The organism is Streptomyces sp. DSM 118878 (assembly GCF_052936595.1).
In genome coordinates, this window is record NZ_CP193622.1 from 3,861,703 (window position 1) to 3,876,444 (window position 14,742).

At 71.5% G+C, this 14,742-nt stretch carries 13 protein-coding genes; 10 read left to right on the forward strand and 3 right to left on the reverse strand.

The window, feature by feature from the left end; translation table 11 throughout:
- Positions 1-60 precede the first annotated feature (60 nt).
- The 5 genes from ACRAKF_RS17040 (at position 61) to ACRAKF_RS17060 (ending at position 7,227) form a co-directional block, all read left to right on the forward strand.
- Positions 61-1,257 carry a sensor histidine kinase gene (locus tag ACRAKF_RS17040; RefSeq protein ID WP_447038019.1) on the forward strand — a complete coding sequence of 399 codons (1,197 nt, stop codon included), beginning with the start codon at positions 61-63 and terminating at the stop codon, positions 1,255-1,257.
- Between the two features lie 192 nt (positions 1,258-1,449).
- Positions 1,450-2,865 (forward strand): sensor histidine kinase, encoded by a 1,416-nt coding sequence (locus tag ACRAKF_RS17045; RefSeq protein ID WP_447042027.1) that lies wholly within the window; start codon positions 1,450-1,452, stop codon positions 2,863-2,865.
- Between the two features lie 334 nt (positions 2,866-3,199).
- Entirely contained in the window at positions 3,200-3,859 is a 660-nt protein-coding gene (locus ACRAKF_RS17050; RefSeq protein WP_447038020.1) for a LuxR C-terminal-related transcriptional regulator, read from the forward strand.
- A gap of 355 nt (positions 3,860-4,214) precedes the next feature.
- Positions 4,215-6,143 carry a 2-oxoacid:acceptor oxidoreductase subunit alpha gene (locus ACRAKF_RS17055; RefSeq protein ID WP_447038021.1) on the forward strand — a complete coding sequence of 643 codons (1,929 nt, stop codon included), beginning with the start codon at positions 4,215-4,217 and terminating at the stop codon, positions 6,141-6,143.
- A complete protein-coding gene (locus ACRAKF_RS17060) occupies positions 6,136-7,227 on the forward strand; it encodes a 2-oxoacid:ferredoxin oxidoreductase subunit beta (RefSeq protein WP_447038022.1) in 1,092 nt (363 codons plus the stop codon). The genes ACRAKF_RS17055 and ACRAKF_RS17060 overlap by 8 nt, the downstream gene beginning before the upstream one ends.
- A 43-nt stretch (positions 7,228-7,270) precedes the next feature.
- Here ACRAKF_RS17060 and ACRAKF_RS17065 read toward each other — a convergent pair whose 3' ends face one another.
- On the reverse strand, positions 7,271-7,651 hold the full coding sequence (locus ACRAKF_RS17065; protein ID WP_447038023.1) for a winged helix-turn-helix transcriptional regulator: 381 nt from the start codon (positions 7,649-7,651) through the stop codon (positions 7,271-7,273).
- 107 nt (positions 7,652-7,758) lie between these two features.
- On the opposite strand from ACRAKF_RS17065, the gene ACRAKF_RS17070 reads away from it, so the two are divergent.
- The 5 genes from ACRAKF_RS17070 to ACRAKF_RS17090 all read left to right on the forward strand — a co-directional run bounded on the left by ACRAKF_RS17070 (position 7,759) and on the right by ACRAKF_RS17090 (position 12,741).
- On the forward strand, positions 7,759-8,619 hold the full coding sequence (locus ACRAKF_RS17070; protein WP_447038024.1) for an SDR family oxidoreductase: 861 nt from the start codon (positions 7,759-7,761) through the stop codon (positions 8,617-8,619).
- 153 nt (positions 8,620-8,772) lie between these two features.
- Positions 8,773-9,765 (forward strand): EamA family transporter RarD, encoded by a 993-nt coding sequence (gene rarD / locus ACRAKF_RS17075; protein WP_447038025.1) that lies wholly within the window; start codon positions 8,773-8,775, stop codon positions 9,763-9,765.
- A 107-nt stretch (positions 9,766-9,872) separates the two neighbouring features.
- Positions 9,873-10,325 (forward strand): VOC family protein, encoded by a 453-nt coding sequence (locus ACRAKF_RS17080; RefSeq protein ID WP_447038026.1) that lies wholly within the window; start codon positions 9,873-9,875, stop codon positions 10,323-10,325.
- 174 nt (positions 10,326-10,499) lie between these two features.
- On the forward strand, positions 10,500-12,047 hold the full coding sequence (locus ACRAKF_RS17085) for a hypothetical protein (RefSeq protein WP_447038027.1): 1,548 nt from the start codon (positions 10,500-10,502) through the stop codon (positions 12,045-12,047).
- A gap of 97 nt (positions 12,048-12,144) precedes the next feature.
- Positions 12,145-12,741: a flavodoxin family protein gene (locus tag ACRAKF_RS17090; RefSeq protein WP_447038028.1), complete on the forward strand. Its 597-nt coding sequence runs from the start codon at positions 12,145-12,147 to the stop codon at positions 12,739-12,741.
- A 17-nt stretch (positions 12,742-12,758) separates the two neighbouring features.
- Here the strand turns inward: ACRAKF_RS17090 and ACRAKF_RS17095 are convergent, their stop codons facing one another.
- Both ACRAKF_RS17095 and ACRAKF_RS17100 read right to left on the reverse strand, forming a co-directional pair.
- Complete coding sequence (locus ACRAKF_RS17095; protein ID WP_447042028.1) at positions 12,759-13,622, reverse strand: ABC transporter permease; 864 nt, start codon at positions 13,620-13,622, stop codon at positions 12,759-12,761.
- A 118-nt stretch (positions 13,623-13,740) separates the two neighbouring features.
- Positions 13,741-14,682, reverse strand: a complete 942-nt coding sequence (locus ACRAKF_RS17100; RefSeq protein WP_447042030.1) for an ABC transporter ATP-binding protein — start codon at positions 14,680-14,682, stop codon at positions 13,741-13,743.
- Positions 14,683-14,742 lie beyond the last annotated feature (60 nt).

Consider the following 14,742-nt stretch of genomic DNA (forward strand, 5'->3'; position numbering starts at 1 on the left):
CGGGCGTCCGGGCGGAGCACCTCATGGCGTTACGGCGGCGGGCCGGGCACTCTGGCGCTTATGACCGCACGCGCCACACCCCCGCACGACGACCGGCCGCCCCCCGCACGACTCGCGTACGACCGGCACACCTGGAAGGAGATCGCCCAGCTCCTGACCAACCTGCCGGTGGGAATCGTCGGCTTCGTCTACGCGGTGCCCGTCGTCGCGGTGGGCGCCGGCCTGACGGTGACGGTCGTCGGTCTGCCGCTGCTCGCGCTCGGGCTGCTCGGCGCGCGCCGCTTCGGCATGTTCGAGCGGGCGCGGGCCAGGAAGCTGCTCGGGGTGCGGGTGGAGGAGCCGAGCCCGATGCCGGGGATCGGCAGGAGCGGCTTCCCCGGCTGGCTGTGGTCGAGTCTGAAGGACCCGGTGGGCTGGCGCGCCATGCTGTACGCGTTCCTCCGGTTGCCCTGGGGCATCTTCACCTTCGTCGTCACGGTCGTCGGCCTCTTCGTGCTCTGGCCGGTGCTGCCCTTCGTGGTGCGCGGCCTGACCAACGTGGACCGGGTGCTGGTGCGCGCGCTCCTCTGCCCCTCCGACGAGTTGGAACGGCGCATCGCCGAACTGGAGTCCGACCGCGGCGTCGTCGTGGACACCGCGGCGGCCGACCTGCGCCGCATCGAACGCGACCTGCACGACGGCGCGCAGGCCCGCCTGGTCGCCCTCGCCATGGGGCTCGGCCTCGCCAAGGAGAAGCTGACCGAGGACCCGGAGGCCGCCGCCCGCATGGTGGACGAAGCGCACGGCGAGGTGAAGGTCGCCCTCCAGGAACTGCGCGACCTGGCCCGCGGCATCCACCCCGCCGTCCTCACCGACCGCGGCCTGAACGCCGCGCTCTCCTCCCTCGCCGCCCGCTGCACCGTGCCGGTGAGGGTCACCGCCGACCTGCCGGCGCGCCCGGCGGCGGCCATCGAGGGCAGCGCGTACTTCACGGTCTCCGAGCTGCTCCAGAACGTCAGCAAACACAGCGGGGCGCGGCATGCGAGCGTCGAGGTGTGGCGTGCCGAGGACCGCCTGCTGATCCAGGTGTGGGACGACGGCAAGGGGGGCGCGGGGCTCGACGGCGGCTCGGGGCTGGCGGGGCTCGCCGACCGGCTGGGCGCCGTCGACGGGCTCTTCGTCATCGACTCGCCGCCGGGCGGCCCCACGACCATCACCGCGGAACTGCCGTGGCGGGACCGCGCCACGAACACGGCTACGGGCGTACGCCTCGCGTGACCTGAAGCGAAGGGCCCCGAGGGTCCCGAAGGTAGGGAAAACCCCCGCCCCAAGACGCCGACGCACTCCATGGTCGCGTCCGCCGCGCCACGCGACTCTGGAAGCACGGCAACGCACGGCAGGCACGGCAACGGCACGGCAGCCACGGCAGACACCGCAACAGGGCAGCTCTAGCAGAAACGGATGGCAGCGATGGCCATGGACCACGGACAGGGGTACACGTACATGGAGCGGCCCGGCATGGAGCAGTCCGGCATCCACGGAAGCGGCATCCACGGAAGCGGCATCCACGGTGGCGACATCCGCGGAGGCGGCGTCCCGAAGAGGCACCGCCTGCCCGCCGGGCTGCGCGCGCCGATCGAGGCCCGCGCCTGGAAGGAGTTCGGCTACACCCTGCTGAGCCTGCCGATCGGCATCACGGCGTTCGTCTTCGCGGTCACGATGCTCTCCCTCGGCGCGGGCCTGCTGATCACCTTCATCGGCATCCCGGTGCTCGCCGCCGCGCTGGCGGGATGCCGCGGGATCGGCGCTCTGGAGCGGACGAGGGCGAGGGCGCTGCTCGACCTGGACATCGCGGCGCCGGAGCCGCTGCGCCCCCGGACGCGCGGCGCGTTCTCGGTCATCGGGGCCGTCCTCAAGAGCGGCGCGTCCTGGCGGCACGTGCTCTACTCGCTGCTGCTCATGCCGTGGTCGATCTTCTCGTTCGTCGTGGCGGCAGCCTTCTGGAGCTACGGCTGGATGATGCTCACGTATCCGCTGTGGTTCTGGCTCTTCCCGCTGTACGGGGGTCAGGGCGGCATCCAGCTCTACGGTGACGACAACCACCGCATCTACCTCGACAACCCCTTCGAGATCGGCGTCACCGCGGCGACCGGCCTGCTCATCACGCTGGCCACCCCCTGGATTCTGCGGGCCCTGACGACCGTGGACCGCGTGGCTGTCGCCGGGCTGCTCGGCCCCTCGCGCCTCGCGACCCGCGTCGTCGAACTGGAGTCGGACCGCGGCGTCGTCGTGGACACCGCGGCGGCCGACCTGCGCCGCATCGAGCGCGACCTGCACGACGGCGCGCAGGCCCGCCTGGTCGCCCTCGCCATGGACCTGGGCCTCGCCAAGGAGAAGCTGACCGAGGACCCGGAGGCCGCCGCCCGCATGGTGGACGAGGCGCACGGCGAGGTGAAGGTCGCCCTCCAGGAACTGCGCGACCTGGCCCGCGGCATCCACCCCGCCGTCCTCACCGACCGCGGCCTGAACGCCGCGCTCTCCTCCCTCGCCGCCCGCTGCACCGTGCCGGTCCAGGTGGAGGTCGACCTGGCGACGCGCCCTGCGGCCGCCATCGAGGGCATCGCGTACTTCACGGTCTCCGAGCTGCTCCAGAACGTCAGCAAGCACAGCCGGGCGACGCGGGGTTCGGTCGACGTGTGGCGGTCGGACGACCGGCTGATGCTCCAGGTCATCGACAACGGCGCGGGCGGCGCCGACGTCTCGGCGGGCTCCGGGCTCGCGGGGCTCGCTGAGCGGCTCGACGCGGTCGACGGGATCCTCGTGGTGGACTCACCGCAGGGCGGCCCGACCTCGGTCACGGCCGAACTCCCTTGGCGCAAGGCCTGATCTGCCGGGCGCCACGCCTTAACTGCCGGGCGCCACAACTGTCCTGCCGGGCGTCACGCCTTGGCTGCCGGGCGGCGCGCCACAACTCATAAACGTACGACAGGAGTTACCCGGCATCCCCCGCACCGCCCCTGTCCGCCCCCGCACCGCCCCCGTCCGCCCCCGGACCGGGGCGGTGCGGTGTGCCACGGACGTGCGCAGTCTGGTGACAGAGCCGGTGAGCAGCCGCGGATCGCGCGATACTGGGGTGGCCGGGTGTACGGGCCGACGTGACAGACGTCGGACGGACCCCGGCAGCCGAGCGGTCGGGGGGCCGAGAACAGTGGAGGACACAGTGCGGGTGGTCATTGCCGAGGATTCAGTGCTGCTCAGGGAGGGCCTGACCCGGTTGCTGACCGACCGCGGGCACGACGTGGTCGCCGGTGTGGGTGACGCGGAGGCCCTGATCAAGACGATCACCGACCTCGCGGCGCAGAACGCCCTGCCGGACGTGGTCGTGGCCGACGTGAGGATGCCGCCGACGCACACCGACGAAGGGGTGCGGGCCGCGGTGTATCTGCGTTCCGTGCATCCGGACCTCGGAGTGCTGGTCCTCTCGCAGTACGTCGAGGAGCAGTACGCCACCGAACTGCTCGCCGGGTCGAGCCGGGGCGTGGGCTATCTGCTCAAGGACCGCGTCGCGGAGGTACGGGAGTTCGTCGACGCGGTGGTGCGGGTGGCCGAGGGCGGCACGGCGCTCGACCCCGAGGTCGTGGCGCAGCTCCTCGGCCGCAGCCGGAAGCAGGACGTTCTCGCGGGGCTCACACCGCGTGAGCGCGAGGTACTCGGGCTGATGGCCGAGGGGCGGACGAACTCCGCGGTCGCCCGGCAGCTCGTGGTGAGCGACGGAGCCGTGGAGAAGCACGTCAGCAACATCTTCCTGAAGCTCGGCCTGTCCCCGAGTGACGGGGATCACCGTCGCGTGCTCGCCGTTCTCACCTACCTCAACTCATGACGGCGGACAATCTGCCGGGTAACAACTGATCCAGAAGCACAAGCACCACCCAGAAGCACCACCCAGAAGCACCACCCAGAAGCATCACGCAGAACCACCGCACGATCACACGGAGCACCGAACAGCCGTACGAGCCACAGTCAGTCCTAGAACCAGAGGATGAGCGGGGAGCGTCATCTATGAAGGGCCGGGGGACGAGGCAGAACATGGCAAATCAGCGCAAGAGGGCGTCTCAAAAAAGCGTCCATCATGCGAGCTACCCGAGGAAGGCCCCCCTTACCGACGTAGGGTGGGCCCTGGGAACGCCGGGCGTCCCGGCGCTCCCGTTCAGCCGCCTCGAGGGAGGTCCAGTTCAGTGACCAGCCAGGTCAGTAGCCAAGCGGAGCAGGCCGACGCGGCAGTCGTCGGGGGGCAACGCAAGTCGCCCGAGAAAGATGTGCGGCGTCTGGACCGGGTGATCATCCGTTTCGCGGGTGACTCCGGTGACGGCATGCAGCTCACGGGCGACCGGTTCACTTCGGAGACGGCGTCGTTCGGAAACGACCTGTCGACGCTGCCGAACTTCCCGGCCGAGATCAGGGCGCCCGCCGGAACCCTGCCGGGTGTGTCCTCCTTCCAGCTCCACTTCGCCGACCACGACATCCTCACGCCGGGCGACGCGCCGAACGTGCTGGTGGCGATGAACCCGGCCGCGCTGAAGGCGAACATCGGCGACGTGCCGCGCGGCGCGGAGATCATCGTGAACACGGACGAGTTCTCCAAGCGGGCGATGCAGAAGGTCGGCTATGACACCTCGCCGCTGGAGGACGGCTCCCTGGACGGCTACAGCGTGCACCCGGTGCCGCTGACCACGCTGACGGTGGAGGCGCTGAAGGACTCCGGCCTCTCGCGCAAGGACGCGGGCCGGTCCAAGAACATGTTCGCCCTCGGCCTGTTGTCGTGGATGTACCACCGGCCGACCGAGGGGACGGAACGCTTCCTGCGGACCAAGTTCGCCAAGAAGCCGGCGATCGCCGAGGCGAACATCGCCGCCTTCCACGCGGGCTGGAACTTCGGCGAGACCACCGAGGACTTCGCGGTCTCCTACGAGGTCGCCCCGGCCACGGCGGCCTTCCCCACCGGCACCTACCGCAACATCTCCGGGAACCTGGCGCTGTCCTACGGGCTGATCGCGGCGGGCCGGCAGGCGGATCTGCCGCTGTATCTGGGCTCGTATCCGATCACGCCGGCCTCGGACATCCTGCACGAGTTGTCCAAGCACAAGAACTTCGGCGTGCGCACCTTCCAGGCCGAGGACGAGATCGCCGGGATCGGCGCGGCCCTGGGCGCGGCCTTCGGCGGCTCGCTGGCGGTGACGACGACGTCCGGTCCGGGTGTGGCGCTGAAGTCGGAGACCATCGGCCTCGCGGTCTCCCTGGAACTGCCGCTGCTGGTGGTGGACATCCAGCGCGGCGGCCCCTCCACCGGTCTGCCGACCAAGACCGAGCAGGCCGACCTGCTCCAGGCGATGTACGGGCGCAACGGCGAGGCGCCGGTGCCGATCGTGGCGCCCAAGACCCCGGCGGACTGCTTCGACGCGGCGCTGGAGGCGGCCCGCATCGCGGTCACCTACCGCACCCCGGTCTTCCTGCTCTCCGACGGCTACCTGGCCAACGGCTCCGAGCCCTGGCGCATCCCCGATGTCGACGAACTGCCCGATCTGCGGGTCCAGTTCGCCTCCGGTACCAACCACACCGAGGACGACGGCACCGAGGTCTTCTGGCCCTACAAGCGTGATCCGCAGACCCTGGCCCGCCCCTGGGCGATCCCGGGCACGCCGGGCCTTGAGCACCGCATCGGCGGCATCGAGAAGCAGAACGGCACGGGCAACATCTCCTACGACCCGGCCAACCACGACTTCATGGTCCGCACCCGCCAGGCCAAGGTCGACGGCATCCGGATCCCCGACCTCGAAGTCGACGACATGGGCGGCGACGCCACCACGCTGGTCCTGGGCTGGGGTTCCACGTACGGGCCGATCACGGCGGCGGTGCGCAGGCTGCGCGCGGCCGGGCAGCCCATCGCCCAGGCCCACCTGCGCCACCTCAACCCCTTCCCCGCCAATCTCGGCGAGGTCCTGAAGGCTTACGACAAGGTGGTGGTCCCCGAGATGAACCTCGGCCAGCTCGCCACCCTCATCAGGGCCAAGTACCTGGTGGACGCGGTCTCGTACAACCAGGTCAACGGAATGCCGTTCAAGGCCGAGCAGCTCGCCACCGCTTTGAAGGAGGCCATCGATGGCTGACACGAAGACGGCCGAGTCGGAAGGCACCGGGAGCACGATCGAAGCGCTTTCCCTGGTGCCCAAGGCCGAGGCCAAGCAGTCCATGAAGGACTTCAAGTCCGACCAGGAGGTGCGTTGGTGCCCCGGCTGTGGTGACTACGCCGTGCTGGCGGCCGTGCAGGGCTTCATGCCCGAACTCGGCCTGGCGAAGGAGAACATCGTCTTCGTCTCGGGCATCGGCTGCTCCTCCCGCTTCCCGTACTACATGAACACCTACGGGATGCACTCCATCCACGGCCGCGCCCCGGCCATCGCCACGGGCCTGGCCTCCTCGCGCCGCGATCTGTCCGTGTGGGTGGTCACCGGGGACGGCGACGCGCTGTCCATCGGCGGCAACCACCTCATCCACGCCCTGCGCCGCAACGTGAACCTGAAGATCCTGCTGTTCAACAACCGGATCTACGGCCTCACCAAGGGCCAGTACAGCCCCACTTCCGAGGTCGGCAAGATCACCAAGTCGACCCCGATGGGCTCCCTGGACGCCCCCTTCAACCCCGTCTCCCTCGCCATCGGCGCGGAGGCCTCCTTCGTGGCGCGCACGGTCGACTCCGACCGCAAGCACCTCACCAGCGTGCTGCGCGAGGCCGCCGAGCACCCCGGCACGGCCCTGGTGGAGATCTACCAGAACTGCAACATCTTCAACGACGGCGCCTTCGAGGTCCTGAAGGACAAGCAGCAGGCCGAGGAAGCGGTCATCCGCCTGGAGCACGGACAGCCCATCCGCTTCGGCACCGACGCCTCCAAGGGCGTCGTACGCGACCCGGCCACCGGCGACCTGAAGGTCGTCGCGGTCACACCGGAGAACGAGCGCGACATCCTCGTCCACGACGCGCACTCCACGTCGCCGACGACCGCGTTCGCCCTCTCCCGCCTGGCCGACCCGGACACCCTGCACCACACCCCGATCGGCGTGTTCCGCAACACCGAACGGCCGGTCTACGACACGCTCATGGCCGACCAGCTCGACACCGCCATCGAACAGAACGGCAAGGGTGACCTCGCCGCGCTGCTCGCGGGCGGCGACACGTGGACGGTCGTCGGCTAGCCCGGCGCCGTCCGTCCTGCGGCCGAGGCCCGTTCCTGATCTCTCAGGACCGGGCCTCGTCGTATGCCGTGCGTGCCTTCTGTACGTCGGCCATGCGCCGCTCCGTCCACGTTGCGAGGGCCCTGACCTGCTCGGCGGCCTCGCGGCCCAGCTCCGTGAGGGAGTAGTCGACGCGGGGCGGGATGACCGGCTTGGCGTCGCGGTGCACCAGGCCGTCGCGCTCCAGGGTCTGCAACGTCTGGGTCAGCATCTTCTCGCTGACGCGGCCGATGGCGCGGCGCAGCTCGCTGAAACGGTACGAGCGCTCCTCCAGGGCGATGAGGGCGAGCACGCCCCAGCGGCTCGTGACGTGCTCAAGGACGAGCCGGTGCGGGCACATGGCCTCGCCGTCCCGCATTGCCTGAAGTCGCTCACTTACTGCCATGCCAGTACCTTACTTCAAAGTGGGTACTTTCCAATAGTTAGTGCAGTGCCTAGGGTGAGTATCGAGCATCATACGGAACTTCAATCGCGTAACGGGAGCATTCAGACATGAGCATCGTCGTCACCGGAGCCACCGGACACCTCGGCCGCCTCGTCATCGAGGGCCTCCTCGCCGCCGGCGTTCCCGCGGCGGAGGTCGTCGCGGCCGTCCGCGACAAGGACAGGGCCGCCGACCTCGCCGAGCGCGGCGTCGAGCTGCGGATCGCCGACTACAACGCCCCCGAGACGCTGAGCGGCGTCTTCGCGGCGGGCGACCGGGTCCTGCTGATCTCCGGCAGCGAGGTCGGGCAGCGGGTGCCGCAGCACCGCGCGGTGATCGACGCCGCGCGCGAGGCGGGCGTGGCGCTGCTCGCCTACACGGGGATCCTCGGCGGCCCCGAGGCCGACTTCGACCTGGCGGCCGAGCACAAGGTGACCGAGGAGCTGATCCTGGAGTCGGGGCTGCCGTACACGTTCCTGCGGAACGGCTGGTACCACGAGAACTACACCGAGAACCTCGCGCCCGTCCTCGCGCACGGTGCCGTCGTCGGCTCCGCCGGTGAGGGCCGCGTCGCCTCCGCCTCGCGCGCCGACTACGCCGCGGCGGCCGTCGCCGTCCTGACCGGCGAGGGCCACGAGGGCAAGACCTACGAGCTGAGCGGTGACGTCGCGTGGAGCCTGCGGGAGTACGCCGCGGAGGTCGCGCGGCTGAGCGGCAAGGAGATCTCGTACGCGGACGTCTCCGCAGATGAGCACCTCGCGGTGCTCACCGGGGCCGGGCTGCCGGAGCCGCTGGCCGCGATGCTCGTGGACGTCGACGCGGCCATAGGGCGGGGGCGCCTCTCGGCAACGAGCGGTGACCTCTCCCGGCTGATCGGCCGGCCCACCACCCCCATCGCGGACGCGGTGGCCGCAGCCGTGCGCGCCTAGCGGTGGCCGCAGCCGTGCGCGCCTAGGGGGTTCCGGGCCCGGGGGCAGGGGGCGGTGTCATGAGCGTCTCCCTCATACGGGCATGACAGGCAGGGCCCCCCGGCGCTACCTTCGTACGGGCAGCGTGGGGCTGTCGTGCAGCGAGGAGGGGCCGTGGACGGCGGAGCAGCAGCCGAAGCGTCGAGGAGAGAGCAGCGCACAGGACTGCTGAACGGCTTCGCGGCCTACGGGATGTGGGGCCTGGTCCCCCTCTTCTGGCCGCTCCTCAAGCCCGCCGGAGCCGGAGAGATCCTCGCGCACCGCATGGCGTGGTCGCTCATCGTGGTGGGCGTCGCACTGCTCTTCGTACGGCGTTGGGGCTGGGCCCGCGAGCTCGTGCGGCAGCCGCGCAGGCTGGGCCTGGTGACGATCGCCGCGGCGGTCATCACCGTCAACTGGGGCGTCTACATCTGGGCCGTGAACTCCGGCCACGTCGTCGAGGCCTCGCTCGGCTACTTCATCAACCCCCTGGTCACCATCGCCATGGGCGTCCTGCTCCTCGGCGAACGGCTGCGTCCCGTGCAGTGGACGGCGGTCGCCGTCGGCCTCGCGGCGGTCCTCGTGCTCGCCTTCGGCTATGGGCAGCCGCCGTGGATCTCGCTCTGCCTCGCCTTCTCCTTCGCCACGTACGGCCTGGTGAAGAAGAAGGTCAACCTCGGTGGCCTGGAGTCGCTCGCCGCCGAGACCGCCGTGCAGTTCCTGCCCGCGCTCGGCTATCTGGTGTGGCTCGGCACGCAGGGCGACGCCACGTTCGGCACGGAGGGCCTCGGGCACGGGGCGCTGCTCGCGGCCACCGGCGTGGTGACCGCCGCCCCGATGGTCTGCTTCGGGGCCGCGGCGATCCGGGTGCCGCTCTCGACGCTGGGGCTGCTCCAGTACCTCGCCCCGGTCTTCCAGTTCCTCCTCGGCATCCTCTACTTCCACGAGGCCATGCCGCCCGAGCGCTGGGCGGGCTTCGGGCTCGTGTGGCTGGCGCTCTCCTTGCTCACGTGGGACGCGCTGCGGACGGCGCGGCGCAACGCCACCCGTCTGGCCGCCGCCCGGAAGGCCGCTGCCGCCGCGCCCGCCGCCGCCACCTCGAAGGGCGAGCCGGAGCCCGCGGCCTGAGAGCGCCGCTCGGCTCCACGGGCGCCGAGTCGTAGCTTCGTTGCTTCGTTCGGATACCCAGCGTTTTGCACTACCCCTGCCATGAGGTAACCGCTATAACTGGTTACATGACCACTCTGCACTGGAAGCTCGTCATCGACGCCACCGACCCGCACGCCCAAGCCGCCTTCTGGGGCGAGGTTTTGGGCTACGAGATGGAGGACCACAGCGCGCTGGTCGACCGCCTCCTCGGCTTCGGCGCGGTGCCGGAGGCGGTCACCGTCCGGCTCGGCGACCGCCGCGCGTGGCGCGACCTCGCCGCGGTGCGGCACCCCGAGGACCCGCACGAGCCGGAGAGCGGCACCGGCCTGGGCCGCCGCATCCTCTTCCAGCGGGTCCCCGAGCCCAAGTCCGGCAAGAACCGCCTCCACCTCGACGTCCACTCGGCGCCGGGGCGGCGCGACGACGAGGTGAGCCGCATCGAGCTCCTGGGCGCCACCGTGGCGCGGCACGTCAAGGAGCAGGGCGGCGAATGGGTGATCATGACGGACCCGGAGGGCAACGAGTTCTGCGTCCACTAGTCGGCCTCCGCTGGGGGCGCGCGGCATGCGGTGGCAAGCTGGGGCGTACGCCGTTGACGCCCGTCCCCGTCACGTAGGAGGCCCCCGCATGCCCGTGACCGGCAGGCCCGTGGTCGGCAGGCCCGTGACCGGCAGGCCCGTGGCCGAGGAGCGCATACACGAGGCGGCTTCCGCGTGAGCGGGCGGGCTTACGGGGCGGGGAGACCGGGAGGGCACACGACCGGTATCGGTCCGCGCCGAACGCCCCGCCCGCACCACCTCCTCCTCGCCGCCTGCGCCCTCTACGCCCTGCTGTCCCTCGCCCTCGTGCCGCTCACCCTGCCCCTCGGGTGGGACGAGCTCGTCTACGTCAGCCGGTTCTCCCCCTACGGGCCGGGCACGGACTTCAGCGCGCCCCGTACCCGTGGTGTGCCCCTGCTGGTCGCGCCCGTGGCGTCCTGGAGCGACTCCGTCGTCCTGCTCCGGGTGTGGCTGCTCCTGCTCTCCAGCGCCGCCCTCTACCTGGCGTTCCTGCCGTGGCTACGGGTGTTGCGGCGAGGCTCGGCCGTCGGCGTCGCCGCCGCGCTGTACGGCGGGCTGTGGATCACGGCGTTCTACGCGAACGGCGCCATGCCCAACCACTACACCGCCATGGGGGGCGTCGGGGCGGTCGGGCTGTTCCTGTGGGAGCGGCAGTCGTCCGTCACGTACGCCGGGGTCGCGGGCTGGCTCGCGCTCGCCACCCTCATGCGCCCCAACGACGGCTTCGCCCTCGGCCTGCCGCTTCTGCTCGCCGCGCTGCTCGTGCCCGCCTGGCGGGGGCGGGGGCGCGTCCTGGCGGTGCTCTGCGGGCTCGCGGGGGGCGTGCTGCCCTGGGCCATCGAGGCGTACGTCCGCTTCGGCGGTGTCCGTGAACGGCTCGCCGAGGCCAGCGAGGTGCAGGGGGACCTGCGCCCGCTGCTGGCCGCCGCGCACCACTTCACCGTGCTGGACGGGCCACTGCTCTGCCGCCCGTGCGACAGCGACGGCATCCGACTCGTAGCGGCGGAGTGGTGGCTCCTCCTGCCGCTCCTGGTCGGAATGGGCCTATGGAGCCTCCACCGCGGCACCACGCCAAGACTCCGCCACAGCCGGGGGGACGCACCGCCGCCGGGGGTCTGGCGCAGCCAGGGGCACGCACCGCCGCCGAGCGGTCGGCCTGGTCGGGAGCTGGATGGTTGTTGGCTTGCCGTGGTCGGGGCTCTCGTCGTCGCGTTGCCCTACCTGCTTCTCGTTCCCTACGCCGCTCCCCGCTTCCTCCTTCCCGCCCACGCCCTGCTCGCCCCCGCCGCCGCCCTCGGGCTGCTCGCCGTGGTCGACCTCGTCCGTGGGGCACGGCTTCGGAGGGTCGCCGCCGCCGGGCTGGCGCTCGCCCTTGCCGGGCACCTCGCCGTACAGGCCGGCCTCGTCCGCGGCAACGCCCGCATCCAGGCCGGCGCCCGCGGTGACTGGCAGCGCATCGCCGAGGCCCTGCACCGGCACGGCGTCGGTGACGTGGCCGGGCCCTGCGTGGTGGCCGGCAACACGTCCGTCATCCCCGTCGCCCACACCGCCGGCTGCGCGCCCGGCGGCCTGGCCGACCCGCGCCACCCCGCCGCCCTCATCCTGCGCGGCGCGGCGCCCCCGCACTGGGCCCACGACTGGCCCCGCCACACGGTGCCCGCCACGTACGCCCCCGGCTGGGTCATCCACGTACGCCCCTGAAGCCCAAAACCCTGGACGCAGTTCCTTGCGCGTGCATATAGTGCGCGTGCAAGGACTGATGGAGCAGAGCCGTAGAGCCATATCCAGGGGGATTCCCATGAGCCGCACGTTCCTCTTCGTCCTCGGCAGCGCCCGCGCCGGGGGCAACACCGAGACCCTGGCCCGCAAGGCCGCCGAACAGCTTCCCGCCGACGTCGAGCAGCGCTGGCTGCACCTGGCCGACCTGCCGCTGCCCGACTTCGAGGACCTGCGGCACGACAGCACCCTGCCCCGCGCACGCCCCCGGCCCACCAGCGGCAACGAGGCGCTGCTGCTCGACGCCACCCTCGAAGCCACGGACATCGTCATCGCCTCGCCGCTGTACTGGTACTCCGTCTCCGCCACCACCAAGCGCTACCTCGACTTCTGGGACGCCTGGCTGGAGGTCCCGGAGGTCGACTTCAAGGAGAGCCTCAAGGGCCGCACCCTGTGGGGCGTCACCGCGCTCGCGCACCGCGAGGAGGAGGTCGCCGAGCCGCTCATCGGCACGCTGCGGAACACCGCCGCGTTCTTCCCGATGCGCTTCGGCGGCGTCCTGCTCGGCAACGGCAGCAAGCCCGGCAACGTACTCGACGACGAGCAGGCCCTTCTTCGCGCCAAGACGTTCTTCGCCCAGGAGCCACAGGTGGCGCGCTTCCCGTACGACAAGGACTGAGCCGGCAGCGGCCGGCGTCAGGCCATGATGTCCTTCCCGCCGAACCGCGCCCACGCCGCCGAGCCGAAGACCGCCGCGTACAGCCCCTGCATCTGTAGGTTCTTGACGAGGTCGTCCCAGTAGACCGGCTCGCGCATCAGGTCGGCGAAGGACAGCCAGTAGTGCGAGAAGAAGTACGGGTGCAGGCCGTGCAGCTGCGGTATCTGGTCGAGGATCTGAACCGTGATCAGCAGCCCCACGGTCGTCGCCATCGCCGCGATCCCGCTGTTGGTCAGCGTCGACACGAACAGGCCGAGCGCCGCGACGCCGACCAGTGACGCGGCGACGACGAGCGCGATGAACAGAGCCCGCAGCAGCCCCTCACCGAAGCTCATGCGCGTGCCGGAGATCGTGGTGACCTCACCGAGCGGGAAGAGGATCGCGCCGGTCGCCAGCGCGGACACGGCGACGACCAGCGTCGCGACCAGGCAGAACGTCAGCGTGGTCGCGTACTTGGCGAGCAGCAGCCGGGTGCGGCCCGCGGGGGCGACGAGGAGATAGCGCAGGGTCCCCGTGTTCGCCTCGCCCGCGATGGCGTCGCCCGCGACCACCCCGACGGCCATGGGCAGGAAGGTGGGCAGCGTCGCCGCGAGCGCGGTGAAGACCAGGAACAGGCCGTTGTTGGTGATCTGCGCGATGAAGGCGGGGCCGCCCCCTTCGCCGCCCCCGCCGATCGTCGAGCCGTCGCTCGTCTCGATCTTCACGGCGATACCGACCAGGATCGGCACGGCGGCCAGCACGCCGAGCAGCGCGAGGGTCCGCCAGCGGCGGAAGGTGATCGTCAGCTCGCTGCGGAAGAGGCCGAGCGTCCAGAGCGCACGCGGCTGCCGCGTGCCGCCCATGGGCACGGCCACCGGCCGCCCGGGTGCAGCACCTGCCGCCACGGCTCCCGGCCGCCCGGGGCCGCCCGCCGTCGGTCCGGGGCCGTCTGCCCTCACCGGCTCGGACACGCCCACCGGCTCATCCCGCGACATCGAACCCCTCCCCCGTCAGCGCCACGAACGCGTCCTCCAGCGACGCCCGTTCCAGTCCGAAGCCCCGGACACGCACCCCCGCCTCGACCAGCGCGGCGTTCAGGTCGGCCAGGTCCGTGTCCCCGCCCGCCGTGTCCTTGCCCGGCGGTTCGCCGCTCACGCGCTCCTCCGTCACGACGAGATCCGCCACGCCCCGCTCCTTCAGGACGCGCGCCGCCTCGCCCGTGTCCGGTGTCGTCACGACCAGCCTGCCGCGCGCGCCCGCCGCGAGGTCGGCCACGGTGCCCTGCGTGATGAGGCGGCCCCGCGTCATCACGGCCACGTGCGTGCAGACCTGCTCGATCTCGTCGAGGAGGTGCGAGGAGAGGAAGACGGTCGTGCCCTCCGCCGCCAGTTCCCGCACCAGCGTGCGGATCTCCCGCATGCCCTGGGGGTCGAGGCCGTTGGTCGGCTCGTCGAGGACGAGGAGCCGTCGGGGCTGGAGGAGCGCCGCCGCGAGACCCAGCCGCTGCTTCATCCCGAGCGAGTACGCCTTCGCCTTCTTGCCTGCGGCGGCGGTCAGACCCACGCGGTCGAGAGCGGCCTCGGCGCGCCTTCGGCGGGTACGGGGATCGGCTGCCGGGTCGGCGGAGTCGTACCGCAGGAGGTTGTCGCGGCCCGACAGGAAGCCGTAGAGGGCGGGGCCCTCGATCAACGCCCCGACGTGCGGGAGCACGGTCCGCGTGGCGCGCGGCATGGGGCTGCCGAGGACCCGGGCGGTGCCGGAGGTCGGGGCGATCAGGCCCATCAGCATGCGGATGGTGGTGGTCTTGCCCGAGCCGTTGGGGCCGAGGAAGCCGAAGACGCTGCCCTCGGGGACGCGGAGGTCGAGCCGGTCGACGGCCGGATGCCTGCCGTAGCGCTTGGTGAGGGCGTGCGTCTCGATCACGAGGCGGCCGGAGCTCGCGGGGGCTCCGCCGCCGCCATGGTCCGCTTCCGCCTCCCGCGG

Excerpts from the sequence above, each read along its gene's own strand:
- ACRAKF_RS17095 (WP_447042028.1), bottom strand. The coding sequence starts at position 13,622 with ATGGGCGGCACGCGGCAGCCGCGTGCGCTCTGGACGCTCGGCCTCTTC.
- ACRAKF_RS17045 (WP_447042027.1), top strand. The coding sequence starts at position 1,450 with ATGGCCATGGACCACGGACAGGGGTACACGTACATGGAGCGGCCCGGC.
- ACRAKF_RS17060 (WP_447038022.1), top strand. The coding sequence starts at position 6,136 with ATGGCTGACACGAAGACGGCCGAGTCGGAAGGCACCGGGAGCACGATC.
- ACRAKF_RS17070 (WP_447038024.1), top strand. The coding sequence starts at position 7,759 with ATGAGCATCGTCGTCACCGGAGCCACCGGACACCTCGGCCGCCTCGTC.
- ACRAKF_RS17090 (WP_447038028.1), top strand. The coding sequence starts at position 12,145 with ATGAGCCGCACGTTCCTCTTCGTCCTCGGCAGCGCCCGCGCCGGGGGC.
- ACRAKF_RS17080 (WP_447038026.1), top strand. The coding sequence starts at position 9,873 with ATGACCACTCTGCACTGGAAGCTCGTCATCGACGCCACCGACCCGCAC.
- ACRAKF_RS17040 (WP_447038019.1), top strand. The coding sequence starts at position 61 with ATGACCGCACGCGCCACACCCCCGCACGACGACCGGCCGCCCCCCGCA.
- ACRAKF_RS17065 (WP_447038023.1), bottom strand. The coding sequence starts at position 7,651 with ATGGCAGTAAGTGAGCGACTTCAGGCAATGCGGGACGGCGAGGCCATG.